The sequence below is a fragment of the Ensifer sp. Root31 genome (assembly GCF_001424825.1).
In the GTDB taxonomy this organism is placed as follows: domain Bacteria; phylum Pseudomonadota; class Alphaproteobacteria; order Rhizobiales; family Rhizobiaceae; genus Ensifer; species Ensifer canadensis.
In genome coordinates this window covers 520,516-541,550 of sequence record NZ_LMCO01000066.1, presented here as the reverse complement: position 1 = coordinate 541,550, position 21,035 = coordinate 520,516, and the positions used below count along the sequence as shown (strand labels likewise).

19 protein-coding genes are annotated in these 21,035 nt (G+C 62.7%); 10 read left to right on the top strand and 9 right to left on the bottom strand.

Features of this window, described 5'->3' with window-relative positions; all coding sequences use genetic code 11:
- Nucleotides 1–37 precede the first annotated feature (37 nt).
- On the bottom strand, nucleotides 38–1,012 hold the full coding sequence (locus ASD00_RS36905) for a zinc-dependent alcohol dehydrogenase family protein (RefSeq protein WP_025426151.1): 975 nt from the start codon (nucleotides 1,010–1,012) through the stop codon (nucleotides 38–40).
- 16 nt (nucleotides 1,013–1,028) lie between these two features.
- Between ASD00_RS36905 and ASD00_RS36900 the strand changes: the two genes are divergently transcribed.
- Nucleotides 1,029–1,430: a thioesterase family protein gene (locus ASD00_RS36900; RefSeq protein ID WP_025426152.1), complete on the top strand. Its 402-nt coding sequence runs from the start codon at nucleotides 1,029–1,031 to the stop codon at nucleotides 1,428–1,430.
- Nucleotides 1,431–1,442: 12 nt separating this feature from the next.
- On the opposite strand, the gene ASD00_RS36895 is transcribed toward ASD00_RS36900, so the two are convergent.
- From ASD00_RS36895 to ASD00_RS36875, 5 genes are read right to left on the bottom strand one after another with little or no spacing between them, the layout of a single operon-like run.
- Entirely contained in the window at nucleotides 1,443–2,630 is a 1,188-nt protein-coding gene (locus ASD00_RS36895) for a thiolase family protein (protein ID WP_025426153.1), read from the bottom strand.
- Nucleotides 2,614–4,116 (bottom strand): class I adenylate-forming enzyme family protein, encoded by a 1,503-nt coding sequence (locus ASD00_RS36890; protein ID WP_025426154.1) that lies wholly within the window; start codon nucleotides 4,114–4,116, stop codon nucleotides 2,614–2,616. Before ASD00_RS36890 ends, ASD00_RS36895 begins: the two co-directional genes overlap by 17 nt.
- Before the next feature lie 4 nt (nucleotides 4,117–4,120).
- The gene (locus ASD00_RS36885; protein WP_025426155.1) at nucleotides 4,121–4,684 is read right to left on the bottom strand and encodes a biotin transporter BioY; all 564 of its coding nucleotides are present in this window, start codon (nucleotides 4,682–4,684) and stop codon (nucleotides 4,121–4,123) included.
- 36 nt (nucleotides 4,685–4,720) lie between these two features.
- A complete protein-coding gene (locus ASD00_RS36880) occupies nucleotides 4,721–5,326 on the bottom strand; it encodes an energy-coupling factor transporter transmembrane protein EcfT (RefSeq protein WP_025426156.1) in 606 nt (201 codons plus the stop codon).
- A complete protein-coding gene (locus tag ASD00_RS36875) occupies nucleotides 5,320–6,000 on the bottom strand; it encodes an ABC transporter ATP-binding protein (protein WP_025426157.1) in 681 nt (226 codons plus the stop codon). Before ASD00_RS36875 ends, ASD00_RS36880 begins: the two co-directional genes overlap by 7 nt.
- A gap of 113 nt (nucleotides 6,001–6,113) precedes the next feature.
- On the opposite strand from ASD00_RS36875, the gene ASD00_RS36870 reads away from it, so the two are divergent.
- Entirely contained in the window at nucleotides 6,114–7,313 is a 1,200-nt protein-coding gene (locus ASD00_RS36870; RefSeq protein ID WP_025426158.1) for a winged helix-turn-helix domain-containing protein, read from the top strand.
- Nucleotides 7,314–7,390: 77 nt separating this feature from the next.
- Entirely contained in the window at nucleotides 7,391–8,806 is a 1,416-nt protein-coding gene (gene tldD, locus ASD00_RS36865) for a metalloprotease TldD (protein WP_057211534.1), read from the top strand.
- Nucleotides 8,807–8,820: 14 nt separating this feature from the next.
- On the opposite strand, the gene ASD00_RS36860 is transcribed toward tldD, so the two are convergent.
- On the bottom strand, nucleotides 8,821–10,086 hold the full coding sequence (locus ASD00_RS36860; RefSeq protein WP_025426160.1) for a D-alanyl-D-alanine carboxypeptidase family protein: 1,266 nt from the start codon (nucleotides 10,084–10,086) through the stop codon (nucleotides 8,821–8,823).
- Between the two features lie 324 nt (nucleotides 10,087–10,410).
- Between ASD00_RS36860 and ASD00_RS36855 the strand changes: the two genes are divergently transcribed.
- Complete coding sequence (locus ASD00_RS36855; RefSeq protein ID WP_025426161.1) at nucleotides 10,411–11,460, top strand: polysaccharide deacetylase family protein; 1,050 nt, start codon at nucleotides 10,411–10,413, stop codon at nucleotides 11,458–11,460.
- A 118-nt stretch (nucleotides 11,461–11,578) separates the two neighbouring features.
- On the opposite strand, the gene pdxH is transcribed toward ASD00_RS36855, so the two are convergent.
- Nucleotides 11,579–12,199 (bottom strand): pyridoxamine 5'-phosphate oxidase, encoded by a 621-nt coding sequence (pdxH, locus tag ASD00_RS36850; RefSeq protein WP_025426162.1) that lies wholly within the window; start codon nucleotides 12,197–12,199, stop codon nucleotides 11,579–11,581.
- Nucleotides 12,200–12,339: 140 nt separating this feature from the next.
- Here pdxH and ASD00_RS36845 point away from each other — a divergent pair, with 140 nt between their 5' ends.
- The 4 genes from ASD00_RS36845 to ASD00_RS36830 all read left to right on the top strand — a co-directional run bounded on the left by ASD00_RS36845 (nucleotide 12,340) and on the right by ASD00_RS36830 (nucleotide 15,721).
- Nucleotides 12,340–12,792 carry an RT0821/Lpp0805 family surface protein gene (locus ASD00_RS36845; RefSeq protein WP_025426163.1) on the top strand — a complete coding sequence of 151 codons (453 nt, stop codon included), beginning with the start codon at nucleotides 12,340–12,342 and terminating at the stop codon, nucleotides 12,790–12,792.
- 212 nt (nucleotides 12,793–13,004) lie between these two features.
- Nucleotides 13,005–14,063, top strand: coding sequence for a DnaJ C-terminal domain-containing protein (locus ASD00_RS36840; RefSeq protein ID WP_025426164.1), 1,059 nt, complete (start codon nucleotides 13,005–13,007; stop codon nucleotides 14,061–14,063).
- A 205-nt stretch (nucleotides 14,064–14,268) separates the two neighbouring features.
- On the top strand, nucleotides 14,269–15,087 hold the full coding sequence (fabI, locus tag ASD00_RS36835) for an enoyl-ACP reductase FabI (protein ID WP_025426165.1): 819 nt from the start codon (nucleotides 14,269–14,271) through the stop codon (nucleotides 15,085–15,087).
- 49 nt (nucleotides 15,088–15,136) lie between these two features.
- Nucleotides 15,137–15,721: a histidine phosphatase family protein gene (locus ASD00_RS36830; RefSeq protein WP_025426166.1), complete on the top strand. Its 585-nt coding sequence runs from the start codon at nucleotides 15,137–15,139 to the stop codon at nucleotides 15,719–15,721.
- Nucleotides 15,722–15,878: 157 nt separating this feature from the next.
- On the opposite strand, the gene ASD00_RS36825 is transcribed toward ASD00_RS36830, so the two are convergent.
- Nucleotides 15,879–16,139, bottom strand: a complete 261-nt coding sequence (locus tag ASD00_RS36825; protein ID WP_025426167.1) for a DUF1344 domain-containing protein — start codon at nucleotides 16,137–16,139, stop codon at nucleotides 15,879–15,881.
- A gap of 297 nt (nucleotides 16,140–16,436) precedes the next feature.
- Between ASD00_RS36825 and ASD00_RS36820 the strand changes: the two genes are divergently transcribed.
- Nucleotides 16,437–19,616 carry an EAL domain-containing protein gene (locus ASD00_RS36820; RefSeq protein WP_057211514.1) on the top strand — a complete coding sequence of 1,060 codons (3,180 nt, stop codon included), beginning with the start codon at nucleotides 16,437–16,439 and terminating at the stop codon, nucleotides 19,614–19,616.
- Nucleotides 19,617–19,838: 222 nt separating this feature from the next.
- A complete protein-coding gene (aroC, locus tag ASD00_RS36815; RefSeq protein ID WP_025426168.1) occupies nucleotides 19,839–20,939 on the top strand; it encodes a chorismate synthase in 1,101 nt (366 codons plus the stop codon).
- The last annotated feature ends 96 nt before the right edge of the window (nucleotides 20,940–21,035 follow it).

The window sequence follows — 21,035 nt, the reverse complement described above, 5'->3', positions numbered from 1 at the left end:
CAACGTCCATGGCGCGCCCAAGCGAAAGCACTGATTTTCAACAGCGCGTATCAAGCAGCAGCTTGCCGTCGCGGCGAGGATCCGCCTGATGCGCCAAGGCCTCATCCAGGCAACTGAGCGGGTAGGTTTGCGCAATCCGGCTTGAGAAAAGCCCGGTGCGCAGACCGGCAAAACTCTGCGCAAAAGCCGCTTCGATCGCTGGCCGACCGGCGGCGTGCACCCAGGTTCTCAGCCACAGAAAGGAGAAGCGTACATCCGGCCGAGCCTGGATTGCCGGTATCGGCACGGGCACACCGCTAAGCGCGCCATACTGGATGAATGCGGCGCCGAGCTGGAGCGTCTGGCCGATGAGCTCGCCGGCAAACGGGCCGCCGACCGCGTCGACAATGGCGTCGAAGGCAAGGCCCGAAGGGATATGCCCTTTATCGGCGATGACGATTTTGCCGGGTGTGTCGGACGCAAGCCGCTCGGCGCTGCGTTGGCTGCGCACGATCCCTATCGGTTTTGCGCCTTCGCCCGACATGAGCTTCAGCAGCATGCCGCCGATGGCCGAACCCGCTGCGGTCACGCCGATTCTCTGGCCGTTCACCGATCCGAAATGGGACTTGAGCGCTTCGATGAGCCGGATCGTCGTCAGCGGGTTGACGTAGCTGGTGGCCGCCTGGCGGTCGTCGATATCGTCAGGCACGGCAAAGCACCATTCGGCCGGCCGTACCAGATATTGCTGCCAAAGGCCGCTTGCGCCGATCGGGATCACGCGATCGCCGGGCTTCAAGGTCGTAACGCCAGCGCCGATGCGGCTGACGGTGCCGACGCCCTCGAAGCCGGGCACGAAGGGCAGGGTCGTCCGGGCACTATAGGCGCCGGTGACGGGAATGAGGTCGGAGGGATTGATGGCCGACAGGGAGAGCGCGATCTCGACCCCGCCGTGCCCCGGCGGGATTCGCTCGGCATCGACGAGCGCAATCACTTGTCGCGGATCGCCGAACTGGCTAACGAGGGTGGAGCGCATTCTAAGAGGACCTCGCATGGACGGCAGGGAGCGGGAAAACGTCACGGAAATCCGCATTCCGTTTCGCGATATAGACATGCATGGCCACATGCACAATGCCGCCTACTATGCCCATGCCGAAGCGGCACTTTCCCAACTCTGGCGGCACCGGCCGTCGGTCGTCCATGAGCCTGCCTATCTCGTTCGCCGCTCGGCCTGTGTCTTCCATCGCGGCCTGCGCTATGACGAGCCGGCGCGCTTCATCGTTACTGTCGCCAAGATCGGCGGAAGCTCGGTGAGCTTTGCCGTGCGCGTCGAGGCGGCCGGCCAGCTTGCGGCAGAACTCGAGATTGTCTGGGTTGCCGTCGATCGCGAACGGCACACGCCGCTGCCGGTGCCGGCCGCAACGCGCGAATGGCTCGGCAGCTACATTCTCTGAACCATCACGAACCTATTCGGTAGGCCGCAGGCTGCGGAACAGCGCGACGCCGCCCATGCCGCCGCCGATGCCCATCATCGCCAGTGCCTGCGTTTCGCGCGGGACTGCCAGCATCTGCGTGAACAGCCGCACCACGAGGATCGCGCCGGATGCGCCATAGGGATGGCCGAGGGCGATGGCACCGCCGTCGAGATTGACCCGTTCCGGCGAAATATCGAGTTGATCTAGGCTGCCGAGCACCTGCGAGGCGAAGGCCTCGTTGAATTCGATGAAATCAATCGCATCGACATCAAGCGCCGGATTGCGCGCTTTCAGTTTTTCCATCGCCGGCACCGGGCCGAGCCCGAGCAGATCGGGATGCACACCGGCGGTCGTCGCATCGATGAATTCGAGCGCAAAGGAAAGCCCCAGGCGTCGCGCTTCGGCAAGGCTGGTCACCAGAACCATCGCTGCGCCGTCGTTGATCGGGCAGGCATTTCCGGCGGTCACCGTGCCGTCCTGGACGAAGACGGGTTTCAGCCGCTGCAGGGTTTCGAGCGATGCATTGGCGCGCGGGCATTCGTCGGCCTCGACGATCCCCGCAGTCGTTTCGATCGGTACGATCTCGCGCGTAAACCGGCCCGCGCCCTGGGCGGCGACGGCGCGTCGCTGGCTTTCGAGCGCAAACGCATCCTGTCTTTCGCGGGAAATGCTGCAGGCTGTGGCGACGTTTTCGGCGGCAACGCCCATGTCAGGGTCACCGATCTCGTCCGGTGCCATGCGCGAACGCTTGATCGGTTGAGGCTCTTCGCCAGGGGTCGTCGGCGGCCTCAGGCGAATATGGGCGCGACTGGCGCTTTCGGTGCCGCCGGCAAGGTAGAAGCGACCGGCGCCCGACTGGATGAGACGGGCGGCAAGGGTGATGGCCTCGAGCCCGGCGCCGCACTGCCGGTCAATGGTCAGGCCGGGTGTCGATACCGGAAGTCCGGCCTCAAGTGCCGCCAGCCGTCCAAGGTTGCCGGCGCAGTTGGCGGCATTGCCGAGGATGACGTCATCGAGCGCCTCCGCCGCCAGGCCGACATCGGCGAGGATGCGGGTGATCAACGGCGCAGCGAGCCGTGCCGGCTCGACCTCCGCGAGCACGCCGCGCACGCGCCCAACAGGCGTACGCAGGGCCGCCACGATCACCGGTGTGCGCGATGGGTCAGACGAAGGGCTCAAGGGCGTCATGTCCGTCCACAATCCATTGCTTGAGAGTCCCGGCGGCCACCTTACCAGATTGCGTCATCGGTAAGGTATGGCAAAGCCAGATCCGTCGTGGATGTTTATAGCGCGGCAGATGGCTGTCGAGATGACGGTCGAGCGCCGCTCGGTCGATTGTTGCACCATTCGGCTCGATGACGGCGACGAGTTCGCTGCCGAGATCGGGATGGTCCAGTCCGAGAACGAACGCCGCATGCACATCGGCATGCCCGACAAGCGTCGCCTCGACCTCCTGCGGATAGATGTTGTTGCCGCCGGAAAGCACCATGCCGCCGGAGCGCCCGACGAGATGCAGCGTGCCGTCGGCACTAAGGAATCCGAGGTCGCCGACGGTTGCGAGCCTGCCGACACGCCTGAGGCCCGCACCATCTCCGGTGCCGATATAGCCGCTCGAAATCAGGTCGCTGTTGACGAAGATCGTGCCGGCTTCGCCTGACGGTAGCGGCTTTTCGCTCTCGTCGAGCACGATTAGGCCGACACCGGGAAAGGCGCGTCCGACGGCGGTCGCCGATGCTGTGTCGCCGGGACCGGCAACGCTGATGAAGCCGAGTTCGGATGCTCCGTAATACTCGACGATGTCAGCTTGCGAAAACGGTGTCGCAGCGGCTGCGCGATCGGCGGGTGTCAGCTTGGCGCCGGCAACGGTGATCTTCTGCACCGACGCCAATGCCGCATGGGAAGGCGATGCGCAGAGCCGCCTCAGCATCGTCGGTACCAGCACGAGCCGTCTGACATCCTGCGAGGCGATGGTCTCGGACGCACGCGCCGCATCGAAATGCGCCATGCCGACGAATTCGGCGCCGGCAACAAGCGTTTCGGCGAACGCATAGAGCGTCAGCCCATGGGCGAGCGGGCCGGGGGCGAAGGTGCGCGTGTCGCTGTTAATGCCAAAAAAATCCTGGCCCATCTTCAGGCTGCGCCGCCAGGACCCGCGATCGCGCACGATCGCTTTCGGCATGCCCGTGGTACCGGAAGTGAAGACGACGAGAAACGGCTCGTCATCGGCGCCGATGGCGATCGGCGTCATGTCTTCGTCTGAACCGGCGGCGAAAAGCAGGCTTTGACCGGAAGCGGTCGCATCGAGCCGCAGCCCCTCGCCGTCGGCGCGAACCGTGATGTCGGGGCGCAATTGCTCACGCATTGCCGCCCGCGTTGTCTCCGGCAGATGTGGGTCGATCAAAACAACGCAATGCCCGCCTGATGTTGCGGCGACGAATGCGGCAGCGAAAAGGGGATGGTTGCCGATCTCCAGTGCGATCAGCTTTGTGGTGGCGGGCAGGACGTTTTTATTCCCGGTGTCTGCCGTCAATCTCCCGAACGCGGAAACGAGCTGGCCGGCGCAAAGCGCAAGCTCCCGGAATGTGAAAACCCGGCCTTCCATGCGGAAGGCCGGGACTTGCGGGATTTGTTCCGCGTGGCGCGCAATGGCGGCGGCAAACGGCATCGGTTCAGGCGCGAACCGGCAGCAGCGGATAGCCGGCGAAGACGGCGCGTGCGGCAAGCGTCGCGATGGCGGCCTTCAGCAGGTCGCCGGGAAGGAATGCGAGCGAACCGGTGGCAACCGCGAGCAGCGGCGTGCCGGTGACGGCCGATACCCAGGGCATGCCGATCGCATAGAGCACGACGATGCCGCCGATTACCGAGGCGAGGAAGAAGCCGACGAACTGGTGCAGTTCAGCCTGGCCTTCCCGGACGAAGCGCTGCGCGATCAGGCCGGTGACGAAGGTGGCAACGACCCAGCCGAGAATGAAGCCGCCAGACGGGCCGGCAAAGACGGCGAGACCGCCACGACCGCCTGATAGCACCGGCAGACCAATGGCGACGAGCAGAATGAAGAGCAGGAAGGCGAAAGCGCCGCGCTTGGCGCCGAGAATGCAGCCGGCGAGCATCACGCCCATGGACTGCGCGGTGATCGGCACGGGAATGAAGCCGAGCGTGATCGGCGGAATGAGGCCGAGCACGACGACGATCGCGGCAAAGAGGGCGATAAGGACGAGATCTCTGGTGTTCATGCTGTTCCGGTTCCTTGCTTATTAGGATGCGCGAATTTATTGACGGCGAAAACCACGCGCGTCAATCGCCGCGGCGATCGTATCCGCATCTTTGAGCGTCAGGATGATCAGTGGTCCGATGATCGTCAACGGTCGCACCGGCAGCCCACGCGCCCGGTGTGCTTCGCGAATGGCCTGATAGCGCGTGAAAATGTCTGGCACAAAGCGCAGGACGAGCCCAAGCGCCAGGCTGACATCGGCAGCGCGCACCCAGCCCAGGCGTTCGAAGGGCGTCAGCAGCACCGTGATCTCGTCCATGAAGCCGCCGATCGTCGTCGTTGCGGTCACGGCAGCGGCGAAAAGCACCAGGGCCATCAGGCGCAGGGTCAAGACGGCGACTTCGTTCAAGGGGAGAAGGAAGAGGTTCACGGCCGCGAGAAAGAAGATCGTGAAGAAGACGAAGCCGACGCGTTTCAGCGCTTCGCGCCAGGAAAGGCCGACCGAGAGATAGAGCCCGCCGGAAATCACAAAGGCGATCAGCTGCACGACGAGCGAGCTGGTGAGGAAAAGCAGGATGCTGAGCGCCACCAGTGCCAAAAGCTTCGCACGCACCGGCAGCCGGTGCAGCCAGCTGTTGCCCTCGATGTGCAGGCTCGTCAGCATCCGGCGATCTCGTGGTAGTGGCGGATCGTTTCCTGCGGCGCGCCATCGGCGGCAAGCCGTCCTTCGTGGAAGAGCAGCAGGCGCTCGACATTTTCGACCAGCGGCAGGTCGTGGGTGATGACCAGCGTGTCTTCGTCAAGTGTCGCGATCGTGTCGGCGACGCGCCGCCGGTTGCGTAGGTCGAGCTGGTTGGTCGGCTCGTCGAGGATCAGGATTTTGGGATCGGTGACGACGACGCTGGCCATGGCGATCAGCTGGGTCTCGCCGCCGGAGAGTTCGTGAACCCGGCGCCGCGCCAGGTGCTCGACGCCGAAGCGCGACAGCACCGCTTGCGTCCGCTTGTCGATTTCCTCGCCTTTGAGGCCGCGGTTCTTCAGGCCGAAGCCGATGTCATCGGCAACGACGGGCATGATCAGCTGGTGCTGCGGATTCTGGAAGATGAAGCCGGCTTCGGAAAGCACGGCGCGCTCGTCCTTGACCGTATCGAGGCCATTGACGGTGACGCTGCCGGCAGAAGGTTTGACTAGACCGTTGATCAGCCGCGCGAAGGTTGTCTTACCGGAGCCATTGAGGCCGATAATGCCGACACGCCTTTCGGTGATCGTCAGCGTCAGCGGCTGCAGCGCCACCCGTTCGCCGAAGCGGACCGAGCAATCGGTAAAGCGGATGTCCATCCCGTCCCTCGCGGTTTGCGGTTGCTCTATAGGCCAAGTCGGCGGACAAGGGCAATGCGCTTTGCGCCAAGGTTCCGTTTGAAATATGGGAATAAAAGCCTACTCTTTCTCCCATGACGATTCGGCTCTCCAATAGCGATGCCCGGCGCATCTTCCTCGCAAAGCAGGGCCTTTCCGGCGCGCCGCACCGCGCGCTCGGCAAGGATGGCCTACTGAAGCTGATCCATGACATCGGCTTCGTTCAGGTTGACAGCATCGCGACGGTGGAACGCGCCCATCATCAGATCCTGTTCTCGCGCAACCAGACCTATCGCCGCGAACATTTGACATCGCTGCTTGAAGACGACCGCGAACTGTTCGAGCACTGGACCCATGACGCTTCGATCATCCCCAGCAGCTTCTACCGCTACTGGAAGCACCGCTTCAAATGGGAAGGCGAGACCATCGTCGACCGTTGGAGCAAGTGGCGCGGCGAGGGATTTGAAAAAGGCTGCGACGAAACCTACGAGCGCATCGCCAAGGGCGGTCCCGTGCTTGCCCGCGACCTCAAGGAGGCCGAACACGAGTCCGGCGGCTGGTGGAACTGGCATCCGTCGAAGACTGCGCTTGAGGTGCTGTGGCGCACCGGCAAGCTGGCGATCGCCAGGCGCGAGAATTTCCAGAAGGTCTACGACCTGACAGAGCGGGTGATCCCGCCGCACCACCAGGATGGCGAGGTGGAGCATCACGAGTTCATAGACTGGGCCTGCCGCAGCGCCCTTGAACGCTTGGGCTTTGCCACCCACGGCGAAATCGCCGCGTTCTGGGATCTGGTCTCTCCGGACGAAGCGAAGGCCTGGGTGGCGGAACATCGCGACGAACTGATCGACGTGTCGATCGAGCCGATCGACGGCGGCAAGCCACGGTCGTCCTATGCGCTTGCGGGTTTTCCTGACGAGCTTGGCGATATTCCCGACCCGCCGGGCCGCGTGCGCGTGCTGAGCCCGTTCGATCCGTTGCTGCGCGACCGCAATCGCACCGAGCGGCTGTTCGGCTTCTTCTATCGCATCGAGATCTTCGTGCCTGAGCCGAAGCGGGAATACGGCTACTATGTCTTCCCGCTGATCGAAGGCGATCGCCTGATCGGCCGCATCGACATGAAGGCCGACCGCAAGCGCGGCAGTCTCGATGTGCGCCGGCTCTGGCTGGAGCGTGGCGTCAAGCCGTCCTCTGGGCGCATGGAGCGCATAGATGCAGAACTCGAACGCGTCGCCCGCTTCGCCGGGGTCGAGCGCATCGAACGCCTCGATGGCTGGAACGCTTCGCTCTCCTGATCGATATTTTTCTTGGCTTGAACCGCTCGCCTTCCTAAATGGAGGCCATCGAACTTATGACGCGGGAGCGCACGACTATGAACACCGATCTGATGAGCCTCTTCGATGCCGACGAGGCAGCGATCCGCAAGGTTCTGTCGGAGACGCTTGCCGGCGCCGACGATGGTGAGCTGTTTCTCGAACATGCCCAGGCCGAAGTGCTCTCCTTCGACAACGGCCGGCTGAAGGGCGGCAGCTTCAACACCGACCAGGGTTTTGGTCTGCGTGCGGTCGCCGGCGAATCGGTCGGCTATGCCCATGCCGGTGAGCTGTCGCTGGCAGCACTTCGCCGTGCCGCCGATGCAGTCGGCCAGGTGACGCGCGGTTATGCCGGCTCCTATGCCGCAGCGCCGCAACGCACCAACACGAAGCTCTATGGCGACGAAAACCCGATCGGCGAGCCGAGCTTTGAGGCGAAGGTCGCGCTTCTGCAGGAAATCGACGCCTATCTGCGTGCACGCGATCCCAAGGTCAGGCAGGTGACGGCCTCGATCGCCGCAAGCTGGCAGCTGGTCGATATCCTGCGCGCCGATGGCCACCGGGTTCAGGACATCAGGCCGATGACGCGCATCAACATCTCCGTGGTTGCCGGCGATGGCGACCGTCAGGAAAGCGGCTCCTACGGCATCGGCGGACGCCGCGGCTTCGGCGACTTCATCACCGAGGAGAACTGGAAGAAGGGTGCCGACGAGGCACTACGCCAGGCGCTCGTCAATCTCGACGCGATCGATGCGCCGGCCGGTACCCTGGACGTGGTGTTGGCCTCGGGTTGGCCGGGTGTGATGCTGCACGAAGCCGTCGGCCACGGCCTTGAAGGCGACTTCAACCGCAAGAAGACCTCCGCTTTTGCCGGCCTGCTCGGCGAGCAGGTTGCTGCCAAGGGTGTGACAGTCGTCGATGACGGTACGATCGAGGCCCGGCGTGGCTCGATCTCGATCGATGATGAGGGCACGCCATCGGGCTACAACGTGTTGATCGAGGACGGCAAGCTCGTTGGCTACATGCAGGACCGGCAGAACGCCCGGCTGATGGGCATGCAGCCGACCGGCAACGGCCGGCGCCAGGGTTATGCCCATGTGCCGATGCCGCGCATGACCAACACCTACATGCTGTCCGGCGACCGGACGCCCGAGGAAATCATCGCCTCGGTGAAGAAGGGCATCTATGCCGTCTCCTTCGGTGGTGGCCAGGTGGACATCACCTCCGGCAAGTTCGTCTTCGGCTGCACCGAGGCCTACATGATCGAGAACGGCAAGATCGGCGCGCCGGTCAAGGGCGCGATGCTGATCGGCAATGGCCCCGACGCGATGAAGCGCGTGACGATGGTTGGCAACGACACCAAGCTCGACACCGGCATCGGCAACTGCGGCAAGGCCGGGCAATGGTTGCCGGTCGGCGTCGGCCAGCCGCATCTGCGCATGGACCAGATCACCGTCGGCGGCACGCAGGCCTAAGGCCGATGGCTCCCTTAGCCTCGCGAGGGCAGCAGCACGCAGTCGTAGGAGCGCTTCTTCAGCGCGCTGCAGGCGGAAGCGGCAGCATCACGGCTGCTGAAGCCGACGAAGCGGGCGCGATAGATGGTGCCGGCGCCTTCGCCCACCGCTTCCGTATAGGGAGACGCCTCCGCCAGCATGTCGCCTCCGGCTGCTTGCGCCTGTGCCAGAAGCGCGCGGGCCGCTTCAGCCGAAGGTGCCGCCGAGATCTGGATCTGCCAGCGGCCGGCGGCTGGAACGACAGCGGCGTTTTCCTCTTCGACCATGGCCGTCGGCCGTTCGGCCGGCACGACCGTCGTGGATGACGCGGCGATCAATGCCGCAACGCTGTCGCCCTTGGCACGATGGGCTGCCGTGAAGGGCAGCGGCACGTCCGACATCGTGGCGGCAGATGCGACCTCGACCTCAGCTGCAGCAGCACTCCGCGTCTTGGCAGCGGCCACCAACTGGCGGCCATTGGAGGCTTTGCCGACATGGCGGTTGAGCAATGCCGCCATCTTGTCGTCGCGGCTGCGCGCCGTGCGCCCGCCCATCACCACGCCGATGACGCGGCGGTTGCCGTCCCTGACGGCACTGACGAGATTGAAGCCGGAGGCATTGGTGTAGCCGGTCTTGATGCCGTCCATGCCGTCATAGCGGTACATCAGGTTGTTATGGCCGCGAATCTTGCGACCGCGAAACGTGAAGCTCGGCGTGGCAAACAGCCGGTATTCCCTGGGGTAATCGCGTATCAGCGCCACCGCGAGCGTCGACATATCGCGTGCGGTGGTCACCTGCCTGCTTGCGGGCAGGCCGGATGCGTTGATGAAGACGGTGCGGCTCATGCCCAGTTGGCGCGCCTTGGCCGTCATTTTCCTGGCGAAGTTCTGCTCCGAACCGCCGAGCCTTTCGCTCATCGCGGCGGCTGCGTCGTTCGCCGAGCGGACGATCATGGCATAGACTGCTTCGCGCACGGTGATCGTGCTACCCGGCTTCAGGCCCAGTTTCATCGGCGGCTGGGCCGCCGCCGCCCTCGATACCTTGATCTTGCTGTCCCAGTTCATGTCGCCGCGCCGGAGCGCCTCGAAGGTGAGGTACAGCGTCATCATCTTGGTGAGCGATGCCGGGTGGTTCAGCGTGTCCGCATTCTCCGACGACAGGACTTTGCCCGTGCGCGCATCGAGCACCAACGAAGCGCTGCCGGCAAACGCCGTCGCAGACCCCAGAGCGAGAGCGCACATCGCCAAAAGGAGGCGGCGGATAGCTTTCATGTCAGTCCCCATCGAAATGCGCCGTCGGACAGGCGCGCTGTGCCTTTTTGTGACAAGGCCGTGTCTTTGCTGCAACTTTGAGGCAGAATGCGATTTCTTCCTGCGACTTTCGTCGGGGTGGTAAACCAGAAATTAACGCCGACGTCCTTCAGCAAGGTTTAACGCTCCCGCCATTAACCTCCATGGTGGTGCACCAGGTCTGGCGCGCCAGGGACACTGTAACGCTTGAAACCCTCCAGACGATCTTCTCCGTAAATCGACCGAGGCGCAAGGAGTTCTGCAGTGATCGATACAGGCTGATTTGAATGGACTGATATGGCGGGTGGGATCACGGCAAGCATCAGGACGAGGGCGCGGCGCGCGGCAATCGCCGGTGGGCTTGAGTTGGCGCACGGTCTAAGCCGCGCTGGCCTGATGCCTGATGCCCGTCGGCGCGGCGCTATTTTCACCCTGCATCACGTCCGCCCGCGGGTTGCCCGGGCCTTTGATCCGAACGCCCATCTCGAAATCACCCCGGAGTTTCTCGATAGGGCCATCACCCGGCTGAAGCGGGACGGCTATCGCTTCATTGCGCTCGACGATTTGCCGACGGCGCTTGCCGACGAGGGTGCAGCGCCCTTCGCCTGCTTCACCCTCGACGACGGGTATCGCAACAATCTCGACCATGCCCAGCCGGTCTTTACGCGGCACGGCGTGCCGTTCACCGTTTTCGTGACCGGCGGGTTCGTCGACCGCACCCATACGCTCTGGTGGGAAACGCTGGCCGATCTGCTCTCGGCAACCACGCAGTTCCGGTTTGATTTCGGTAGCGGCGTGGAGGTACTCAAGGCTGAAAGTAGCGCCGACAAGCACGCGATATTTGGCCGTATGGCCGCCTACATCCACAGTCGCGAGGAAATTGTTTCGGTTGCCGAGCTCGACGCGGCGGCGCTGGAACATGGGATCGATGCGTTGGCTATCACCAAAACGCTGACGCTCGACGAAGCCGGTCTCCGTCTCCTGATTGAAAACCCGCTCGCCAGCCTCGGGGCGCACACCATAAGCCACCGCGCCGTCGCGCGGCTCGGTGATGAACAGGCAAGCCAGGAGATCGAGGCATCCGCCGCCCGCGTCGAAGCCATTGTCGGCCAAAGGCCGCGCAGCTTTGCCTATCCCTATGGGGATCGCCCGGCTGTCTCGCCGCGCGATCAAAGGCTTGCAGCCGATCTCGGCTTTACGGTTGCGGTCACCACCATGCCGGGCACGGTCGCGGCGGCGACGCCGCTAGACGCCTTGCCGCGCATTTCACTTAACGGCCATTTCCAGCGTGCCCGTTACGTTTCGGCGCTCGCCTCGGGCATTCCATTTCGGCTCGGTCGAAGCTAGAATCTTTCCGCTTTAGACGAAACGGAAGCGCTCAAGCTTCTCACTTTTGCGCATTTCCGGGCGGAAAACCGCTGCACACTTTTCCTGGAAATGCTCCAGCCGCCGCCTACCGCGTCCATCATGGGTACATCCGCACCTTTTCCCAGCCACCTTCCGGTGTCTCGCGACGGAACTCCAGGCGGTCGTGCAGTCGGAATGGCCGGTCGTGCCAGAACTCGATCGAGGTCGGGCGGATGCGAAAGCCGGACCAGTATTCCGGACGGGGGATTTCGCCAAGCGCATGGCGGGCCGTGTATTCGGCAACCGCTTTTTCCAACGCGAAGCGGCTTTCGAGCGGACGGGACTGTTTCGAAGCCCAGGCGCCGATGCGGCTGCCGCGCGGTCGCGACTTGAAATATTCGTCCGCCTCGGCCTCCGAGACGATTTCGACAGGCCCGCGCAGCCGTACCTGGCGCCGGAGCGATTTCCAGTGGAAACACATGGCGGCCTTGCGGGCGCCGAGAATTTCGCGGCCCTTCTGGCTTTCGAAATTGGTGTAGAAGACGAAGCCGCGCTCGTCGAAATCCTTGAGCAGAACCATGCGCACATTCGGCAACCCGTCGGGGTCGACGGTCGCCAGCGCCACGGCATTCGGGTCGTTGATCTCGCTGCCTTCCGCGTCTTTCAGCCATGTGCCGAAAAGGGAAAAGGGCTCATTTGCTTCCGTGAAGTCACCGCTTGTTAACTCATTCACCGCCATATTGCCTTCTAACGCCGTGATGTCTGGCGCGGAAACGCTTCGGGATGAGCCCGAGCGGTGTTTCCGCATCGAAAATGTCAGAGCCTGCTTGTTGACTTCCTCGGGAAACGTGCGGCTCTTGCGAGTCTGACAGGATTGCCGTGCAAGACATAGCAAAGTGGATCGATGGCAAGAAGGGGTATTCCTTCTCGGTGATGCGTGGCGCGGCAATTTGCCTGCCCGTGCTCATTATGTCCGGTTGCATGGGAGCCGGCCTCGACATGTTCGGCAGTGGTGTCGATCGCACCGTTTCAACCGGTACCGTTCCCGTTGCCAAAACCTCCGACGGCCTTTCCGATGCGGTCCTGATTCGCAACGCCGTGACCTCAGCCGAACTCGGGCAGGGGTCGCTCAACCCTATTCCCTGGGCAAACGCCACGTCCGGCAGCGCCGGCGTCATCAGCAGCATTCAGGAAGACAACGCCAGCGGCATGCTTTGCCGTCGTTTCACCACGACCCGCCATTCCTATGAGGGCATTGCCAAGTTCGACGGCAGCACCTGCAAGCTCAGCGATGGCGAGTGGTATCTCACCAGCTTCGGTCCGCGCTCCTGAAATCCTGCGTTAACCACGTTTCGGCAAACCGCGGCAGGAACGGTTCGATCGTCGTTTTGACCTGCTCCGTCGTCGCCCCGGCTAACCGATATTTAGCAAGTTCTGCCCATCCTCGCCGCTGAACGGGACGTGCCACAGCACTTGATCCCCGGTTTGAGGCATAAGGCGGGCATCCGGGAGAGGCCGCCGATCAGAGAAGATGGTAGCAAGCCATGCGTGATCCCTATGCAATTCTCGGCGTCCGGCGCACCGCCGGTCAGGACGAAATCAAGGCGGCGTGGCGCTCGGTCGCCAAGGCCATCCATCCCGACCACAATCAGGACGACCCGACTGCCGCCGAGCGCTTTGCCGAAGCAGGCAAGGCCTACGAGCTGCTGCGCGACCCGAAGCTGAGAAGCCGCTACGACTATGCCCGGCGCGAAGCCGAGCTGCGCCGCATGGAGGCGATGAAGGCGAAGATGCGCGGCCCCGAGCCGGAGGAGCAGCCGGTCGATGCGGAAACCGCCGAAGAGGCGGTCTCGCGGATCTTCGGCACAGAGAGCCGTACCAGCGCCGCCAGGCCCGCGCCGAAGCCGGCAGCGGCCAAAGCACCCGAAAGGCCAGCCGCTGCCCCCGAGCCGAAACCCGAGCCTGTCACTGAGCCGAAGCAGGAGGCGGTCGCCAAGACGGAGCCGCCGCTGATGCAGCGTGCCGCAGCACCCGCCGCCGAGCTGGTGGCCGCCATCGTCAGACGCATTCGCGGCCGGGCGGCCAAACCCGCCGACAAGGTTCCAGATCTCGCTGTCGATCTGACCGTCACCATCCAGGACTTGATCGATCGTCAACGCCTGTCCTTGGAATTGCCCGACGGTGAAACCTTCAAGGTCCAGATACCGCCGGGTGCCGTCGACGGACAGACGATCCGCCTGGCGGAGCAGGGCTATCGCGTCACCCGCATGACACGCGGCGACGTCGTCGTCACCCTGCGCGTCGACCAGAGCGGCGATTTCCGAACCAGTGGACTCGATCTGTTCACGACACTGTCCGTCGATCTGCAGAGCGCCGTGCTGGGCTGCGAGCATGTCATCGCTACGCCGATCGGTGAGGCGACCGTTGTCGTTCCGGCCTGGTCCGGGTCGGACAAGGTCATTCGCGTCGACGGCTTCGGGCTGCCGGGTGCCTATGGCGCGCGCGGCGATCTGCTGGTCGAGTTGCGGCTCATTTTGCGCGACACGCCTGATGACAAGGTCACCGACCTCATGAAATCGCTGCGCGACGGCTTTTATTTGTGACGGTTTGCTGACACACTGAACCAATATTACGGGGACTAACAGTTCCTGATCCCGGCCGCGCTTGAACCACCGGAGCGGCTATGCCATAGGCAATTCTCGACAATTTGCCGCACGCGCGCTGACAGCGCAGATCTGGCGTTTTTGAATTTTGTGAAGTCTGGCGTCGGCCATCGTCGATGCCGGCAGATAGTATTGGGGACAATGCATGGCTCAGGCATCGGGTTTGATGAAGGGCAAGCGTGGCGTCATCATGGGCGTCGCGAACAACCGTTCGATTGCATGGGGGATCGCGAAGTCCATCCATGGCCAGGGCGGCGAAGTTGCTCTGACCTATCAGGGTGATGCACTGAAGAAGCGCGTCGAGCCGCTCTTGGCGGAAATCGACGGTTTCATGGCCGGCCACTGCGATGTCAGCGACGAAGCCACCATCGACGAGGTTTTCTCGACGCTTGAAAAGCACTGGGGCAAGATCGACTTCGTCGTTCACGCGATCGGTTTCTCCGACAAGGACGAACTGACCGGGCGCTACGTCGACACGTCGCCGGAAAACTTCGCCAAGACGATGCAGATCTCGGTCTATTCCTTCACCTCGGTCGCCCGGCGCGCTGAAAAGCTGATGACGGACGGCGGCTCGATGCTGACGCTGACGTACTACGGCGCCGAAAAGGTCATGCCGAACTACAACGTCATGGGTGTCGCCAAGGCCGCGCTCGAAGCGAGCGTCAAATACCTGGCGGTCGACCTTGGCCCGAAGAACATCCGCGTCAATGCGATCTCTGCCGGCCCGATCAAGACACTGGCCGCCTCCGGTATCGGCGACTTCCGCTACATCCTGAAGTGGAACGAGTACAACGCACCGCTGCGTCGCACCGTCACCATCGAGGAAGTCGGCGATGTCGGCCTCTACATGCTGTCCGACCTGTCGCGCTCGGTCACGGGTGAGGTTCACCACGCCGACAGCGGCTACCATGTCGTCGGCATGAAGGCGGTAGACGCTCCGGATATCTCCGTCATCAAGGATTGATCGGCGCCGCCGACCGGCCCGAACAGCCTCCTGCCCGGAGCGAAATGTTGTGCTGATCTATGTGATCCGTCACGGACAAACGGACTGGAATGCGGAAAGCCGCCTCCAGGGGCAGAAGGACATCCCTCTCAACGATACCGGCCGCCAGCAGGCGACCGGAAACGGGCTTGCGCTTGGTGCCATCCTCGGCGCCGACGCCGCGCAGTTCGACTTCGTCGCGAGCCCCCTCGGTCGCACCCGCGAAACGATGGAGCGCCTTCGCCGGGCCATGGGTCTTGATCCCACCGCTTACCGCACCGACGACCGGCTGAAGGAAGTCTCCTTCGGCGATTGGGAAGGTTTTACGCTACCGGAGCTGAAACGGTCCGTGCCGGAGCGCATCGCCGAGCGACGCAAAGTGAAATGGGATTTCATCCCGCCCGGCAATGATGCCGAAAGCTACGAGATCCTGTCCTGGCGGATTGCCGCATGGCTCAAGGACGTGAGCAAGCCGACGGTCTGCGTCAGCCATGGCGGCGTCATCCGTGCGCTGTTCAAGCTTTTTGGTGAGATGGACGAAGATGAGGCGGCTTCTGCTGCCATCCCGCAGGATCGTCTGTTGCGGATTGCCGGAAATTCCATCGGCTGGATCTGAGGCTTCCGTCCTGAACGGACCGGTAGAAATGCTCTACCTTTTTGTTTCCACGCATTTCCTGACGGAAAACCGCTTCGCACCTTTCCTGGAAAGCTCTGACGAAGCCGGGTCAGCACACCCGCCCCTCAAGGGGCGGGACTTGGGTTCTTAAATAGTCTTACTGAACGATTTCCAGATCGTTGATCACGCGCTTGCCGTCGACCTCAGTGTAGAACACGAGAACTTTGACGCCGGCGGTGAGACCTTCAAAATTGAATTCTTCAGGCGCCTGATAGCTTTTGCCGTCGTCGAGCTGAAGGCTGAGGCGATCGGTATCGACCCCGGTAATAACGGCCTCTACATCGGCACTTTCGGCAACGGCCGACAAAGGCGCAAGCAAGCCGGCGGTAGCCATGAGCGCGGCAATGACAAAACGCATCTTTCTTGCCCTTTTCAATGTATCTGCGATTATTCTTGTCATCACCCTTTGATCCCCGATTGTGGCAAAAATTGCCTTGCACCGTAGCTTTTGACAGGCTTTCCCTCCATTTCGGGGATGCCCGGCCGGTTGATGGAGACTGAACGCCAAACGTGCAGTTTTCAAGCATTCCGCCGGCTGAGCCGGCGGTGCATCAGCACTGTATCCCCATGAATTGTAGGGTTTTCCAAAGAAATGTGACGAAAGCCAATCTTAAGACTCGATCGCTACCTTCGGTTGGGGATCGAGGGGAATAGAGTGAAGATTGTTGACGTTCTGCGCCAACGCATTCGGGCGGCAGCCAGATTTGCGAAACCGTCGCTGATACCGGCCGCCATCGCGGGCATCGTCGTCTTTAGCGGCGGCCATGTCTATGAGCGCCAAAACCGCGAAAACGCCCGCAGTGATCTCAGGATCGACGTCGAGAATGAACTGAACCTCATTGCCAATCGCCTCCAGTCGGAGGTCAATACCAATATTGCGGCCCTCAACGGTTTCGCCAACAGCATTGGTGTCCATCCCGAGATGACCGCCGATGATTTCACCATCATGTCGACCAAATTGCTGCTGCAGAATCCGCAAATGGTGCGTGCGTCGGCGGCCCCGGGCGGCGTTGTTCGCATCGCCTTTCCGCGCGAAAGCCAGCAATGGTTCGTCGGCACCGACTTCAACAAATTCGGGGCGACTCGCCGCGCCGTTGAGCGCGCATCGTCCACGGTAAAACCGGTCATGATCGGGCCGATCCGTTTGCCGAGCGGGCGCAACGGCTTTGAACTCTTCCTGCCGGTCTTCGCCAAGATCCAGGGGCGCATGGAGCGATGGGGCTACGTTGAAGCAATCCTCGATGAAAGGGCTCTCTACCGATCCGCCCGCCTGCTTGAGGAAGGTGTCGAAACGCCGGAATTCACCGGCGACCACCGTCATGTCGACGTGCATCTCGCAATCCGCGACGTGTCGGAACCGGAGCGTATCCAGGATGCCTTCTTCGGTGACGACAGTGTGTTTCGAATGGCACCGGCCAAACGCCAGCTCACTCTGCCTGGTGGTGTCTGGGAGTTGGCGGCGACACCGATCGGCGGCTGGGAAAAGTTGCCCCAAAACAGCAGGGACCTGCGCTTGGCGATCGCGGCGGCGGTCGCCGTCGTTGTCATTCCTATTCTGCTGGCCGGCGGGCTGGTCAACGAGCGCCAGCGCAACATCGCCAAGCTCCGGGCGCGCGAAGGCGAGGTGATGACGCTTTCGCATCGTCTCAACCTGGCGCTCGAAGCTTCCAAGATCGGCATATGGGAGATCGACCAGGCCACGCAGGAGCGCTCCTGGGACGATCGCATGTTCCATCTGCATGGGCTTACGGTCCATGATGACGAGCCGACCTACGATGAATGGCGCTCGACCGTGCACCCGGATGATGTCGGTATCGCCGCCAACGCGCTCTTCCGCAGCCTTGATGAGGGCCTGGAGTACCGCTGGCAGTATCGGGTCGTGCTGGCCGACGACAGCATACGCCATATCCGCAATGTCGGCTCCGGCCATCAGGGGGTTGATGGCCGGTCCAAGATCACCGGCATCAGCTGGGATGTCACCGATGACGTGCTCAAGAATGAAAGGCTTGGGGCTGCCAAGGCCCAGGTTGACCAGCAGAACCTGGAGCTCGAGCAGGCCCTCATGGGGCTTTACGAGCGCGAGCAGGATCTGGAAAAGCTGTCGCGTCGGCTCGATCTGGCGCTCGACAGCTATCGCTGCGGCATGTGGGAAGCGGATCTCGACAGCAACGTCACCTATTGGGACGAGCGCATGCACCAGCTCTACGGGTTGGTCTACACCGACGGCGCAACGAACGAAGCGACATGGCTCAACGCGCTGCATCCCGACGATCGCGGATCCGCGCTATCGGCGGTCAACACGGCGATCGGCGCGCGCGAAACCTATGTACACCAGGCCCGCGTGGTGCTGACGGAGGGCGCTGTCCGCCACATTCGTTCGGTCGGCAAATTGCATGTCTCGCCGGAGGGGCGCAGGAAACTGGTCGGCATCGCGCTTGATGTGACCGACGACGTGGTGATGACCGAGCAATTGCGCGCCGCCAAGGCGATGGCCGACGCCAAGAATGCCGAGCTCGAACAGGCACGCATCCGCATCGAGCACAATTCGCTGCACGATCCGCTGACGGGCCTGGGCAATCGCCGGATGCTGGACAAGGCGCTTGAGCGTCTGACCGGCCAGAACACCGATGCGCTCCAGAGCATTGCCATCCTTCACATCGACCTCGACCGTTTCAAGCAGATCAACGACACGCTCGGCCATGCGGCCGGCGATGCGATGCTGGTTCATGCGTCGGAGATCCTGCGTTCCAACATGGCGCCGGGTGACATGGTGGCGCGCATCGGGGGCGACGAATTCGTCGTCGTCGTCACCGGCGCGCCGGGCGCTGCCGAACTTGCGGCGCTCTGCGATCGGATCATCGCGGAAATGCGCCAGCCCGTCGATTACAACGGATTTCCCTGTCGCTTCGGCGTCAGCATCGGCGTCGCCGTGGCCCGCCAGGCGCATGCCGACGCACGCAAGCTGCTGGTCAATGCCGACATGGCGCTCTACCGGGCGAAGGAAAACGGCCGCAACCGCTATCAGTTCTTTACCCAGATGCTCCAGGCTGAAGTCGTCACCGCCAAGCGCGTCGCCGATGAAATCCTCGAAGGCATCGAGCGCGACGAGTTCGTGCCCTGGTACCAGCCGCAGTTCGACGCCTCGACATTGGCACTCTCCGGTGTGGAAGCGCTCATCCGCTGGCGCCATCCGCGCCAGGGCATTCTGACGCCGGACAAGTTCCTGGCGATCGCCGATGAACTGAACGTCACCGCGGCGCTTGACCGCCTCGTCCTGGAGAAATCGCTGGCCGACCAGATGCGATGGGTGGCTGCCGGTCTGCGGGTGCCGAAGATCTCCGTCAATGTCTCGGCCAAGCGCCTGCAGGACGAGCGGCTACTCGCCTCGCTCGAAGGCTTGAGCATCGTGCCGGGGCAGATTTCCTTCGAGCTGGTGGAGTCGATCTTCCTCGATGAAAGCGACGACATCGTCACCGCCAATATCGAGGGTATCAAGAAGCTCGGTATCGACATCGAGATCGACGATTTCGGCACGGGCCATACGTCTATCGTCAGCCTGCTCAAGATCAAGCCGAAGCGGTTGAAGATCGACCGGCAGCTCGTGGTCCCGGTTCTCGGCGCCCGCACCGAACAGGCGTTGATCCGGTCGATCATCGATATCGCTCGCTCGCTCGGCATCGAGACGGTGGCAGAAGGGGTCGAGACCATGGCACATGCCGAGATGCTCGGCATTCTCGGCTGCGATCTGCTGCAGGGCTATGCCTTCTCGAAGCCGCTGAGCGCAGAGAACTTCTTGGCATTTGCGACAGATCGGGGGTTGAGACTCGCTTCCTGAGGCGCTTGCAAATTCCCGATATATGTCCCGCAAAAATATGCCGCGGTTTCGCGCGACACGCCCAGGAACAAGAGAACTGAAGCGCAACGGGTTGATCTGAAAGATCGCGACGTGCCTAAGCGGTGGTCGGAAAGACTTCCCCCTGTCCCGGCTTTGCACTAAGAGAGGGGCGCCCGTACATGAAACATGTACGTCCGTTGCTTCTCAGAGTTCGGTTGCCTTATGTCGCACAATACCTTCGGTCACCTCTTCCGCGTCACCACCTGGGGCGAAAGCCACGGCCCGGCGCTTGGCTGTGTGGTGGACGGCTGCCCCCCCGGCATTCGTTTCACGCTCGGCGAACTTCAGGCCTGGCTCGACAAGCGCAAACCCGGCCAGTCACGCTTCGTCACGCAGCGCCGTGAGGACGATCTCGTCAAGGTTCTCTCCGGTGTGATGCTGGATGAGGACGGTGAGACGATGATTTCCACCGGCACACCGATCTCGATGCTGATCGAAAACACCGACCAGCGTTCGAAGGATTATTCGGAGATCTCCAAGCGTTATCGCCCGGGGCATGCCGACTACACCTACGACGTCAAATACGGTATTCGCGATTACCGCGGTGGCGGCCGTTCGTCGGCGCGCGAAACGGCGGCGCGCGTTGCTGCCGGCGGCATCGCCCGCAAGGTGGTGCCGGGGCTGGTCGTGCGCGCTGCACTCGTCCAGATCGGCAAGCACAAGATCGACCGCGCCAACTGGGATTGGGCCGAGGTCAACAACAATCCGTTCTTTGCGCCGGACCCGGCGATCGTGCCCGTCTGGGAGGCATATCTGGATGGCATCCGCAAGTCCGGCTCGTCCATCGGCGCCGTCGTCGAAGTGGTGGCCGAGGGCGTGCCGGCCGGCATCGGTGCGCCGATCTACGCCAAGCTCGACCAGGACATCGCTGCAAACCTGATGTCGATCAACGCCGTCAAGGGTGTCGAGATCGGCAACGGCTTTGGCGCCGCCGAAATTACCGGCGAGGAAAATGCCGACGAGATGCGCATCGGCGAAGACGGCAAGCCGGTCTTCCTGTCCAACAATGCCGGCGGCATCCTTGGCGGCATTTCGACCGGCCAGCCGGTCATCGCCCGCTTTGCGATCAAGCCGACTTCTTCTATCCTCACCGAGCGTCGTTCGATCGACAGTGACGGTAACGAGGTGGATGTGCGCACCAAGGGACGTCATGACCCCTGTGTCGGCATCCGCGCCGTGCCGATCGGCGAGGCAATGGTTGCCTGCACGATTGCGGATCACTACCTGCGTGACCGCGGCCAGACCGGCCGGCTTACTGCATAACTCCTTAAATCGGGATCGATTTAAGGGCAAAATTATGCAGCAACTCAAAGTGTTACGGCGACCCTTGCGCTCCTAGACAGGCGCGCCGCTGTAAGT

What these genes read in the sequence shown, in the direction of transcription:
- ASD00_RS36905 (WP_025426151.1), bottom strand. Translation starts at nt 1,012, where the DNA reads ATGCGCTCCACCCTCGTTAGCCAGTTCGGCGATCCGCGACAAGTGATT.
- ASD00_RS36900 (WP_025426152.1), top strand. Translation starts at nt 1,029, where the DNA reads ATGGACGGCAGGGAGCGGGAAAACGTCACGGAAATCCGCATTCCGTTT.
- ASD00_RS36890 (WP_025426154.1), bottom strand. Translation starts at nt 4,116, where the DNA reads ATGCCGTTTGCCGCCGCCATTGCGCGCCACGCGGAACAAATCCCGCAA.
- ASD00_RS36885 (WP_025426155.1), bottom strand. Translation starts at nt 4,684, where the DNA reads ATGAACACCAGAGATCTCGTCCTTATCGCCCTCTTTGCCGCGATCGTC.
- ASD00_RS36880 (WP_025426156.1), bottom strand. Translation starts at nt 5,326, where the DNA reads ATGCTGACGAGCCTGCACATCGAGGGCAACAGCTGGCTGCACCGGCTG.
- ASD00_RS36875 (WP_025426157.1), bottom strand. Translation starts at nt 6,000, where the DNA reads ATGGACATCCGCTTTACCGATTGCTCGGTCCGCTTCGGCGAACGGGTG.
- ASD00_RS36870 (WP_025426158.1), top strand. Translation starts at nt 6,114, where the DNA reads ATGACGATTCGGCTCTCCAATAGCGATGCCCGGCGCATCTTCCTCGCA.
- tldD (WP_057211534.1), top strand. Translation starts at nt 7,391, where the DNA reads ATGAACACCGATCTGATGAGCCTCTTCGATGCCGACGAGGCAGCGATC.
- ASD00_RS36855 (WP_025426161.1), top strand. Translation starts at nt 10,411, where the DNA reads ATGGCGGGTGGGATCACGGCAAGCATCAGGACGAGGGCGCGGCGCGCG.
- pdxH (WP_025426162.1), bottom strand. Translation starts at nt 12,199, where the DNA reads ATGGCGGTGAATGAGTTAACAAGCGGTGACTTCACGGAAGCAAATGAG.
- ASD00_RS36840 (WP_025426164.1), top strand. Translation starts at nt 13,005, where the DNA reads ATGCGTGATCCCTATGCAATTCTCGGCGTCCGGCGCACCGCCGGTCAG.
- fabI (WP_025426165.1), top strand. Translation starts at nt 14,269, where the DNA reads ATGGCTCAGGCATCGGGTTTGATGAAGGGCAAGCGTGGCGTCATCATG.
- ASD00_RS36825 (WP_025426167.1), bottom strand. Translation starts at nt 16,139, where the DNA reads ATGCGTTTTGTCATTGCCGCGCTCATGGCTACCGCCGGCTTGCTTGCG.
- aroC (WP_025426168.1), top strand. Translation starts at nt 19,839, where the DNA reads ATGTCGCACAATACCTTCGGTCACCTCTTCCGCGTCACCACCTGGGGC.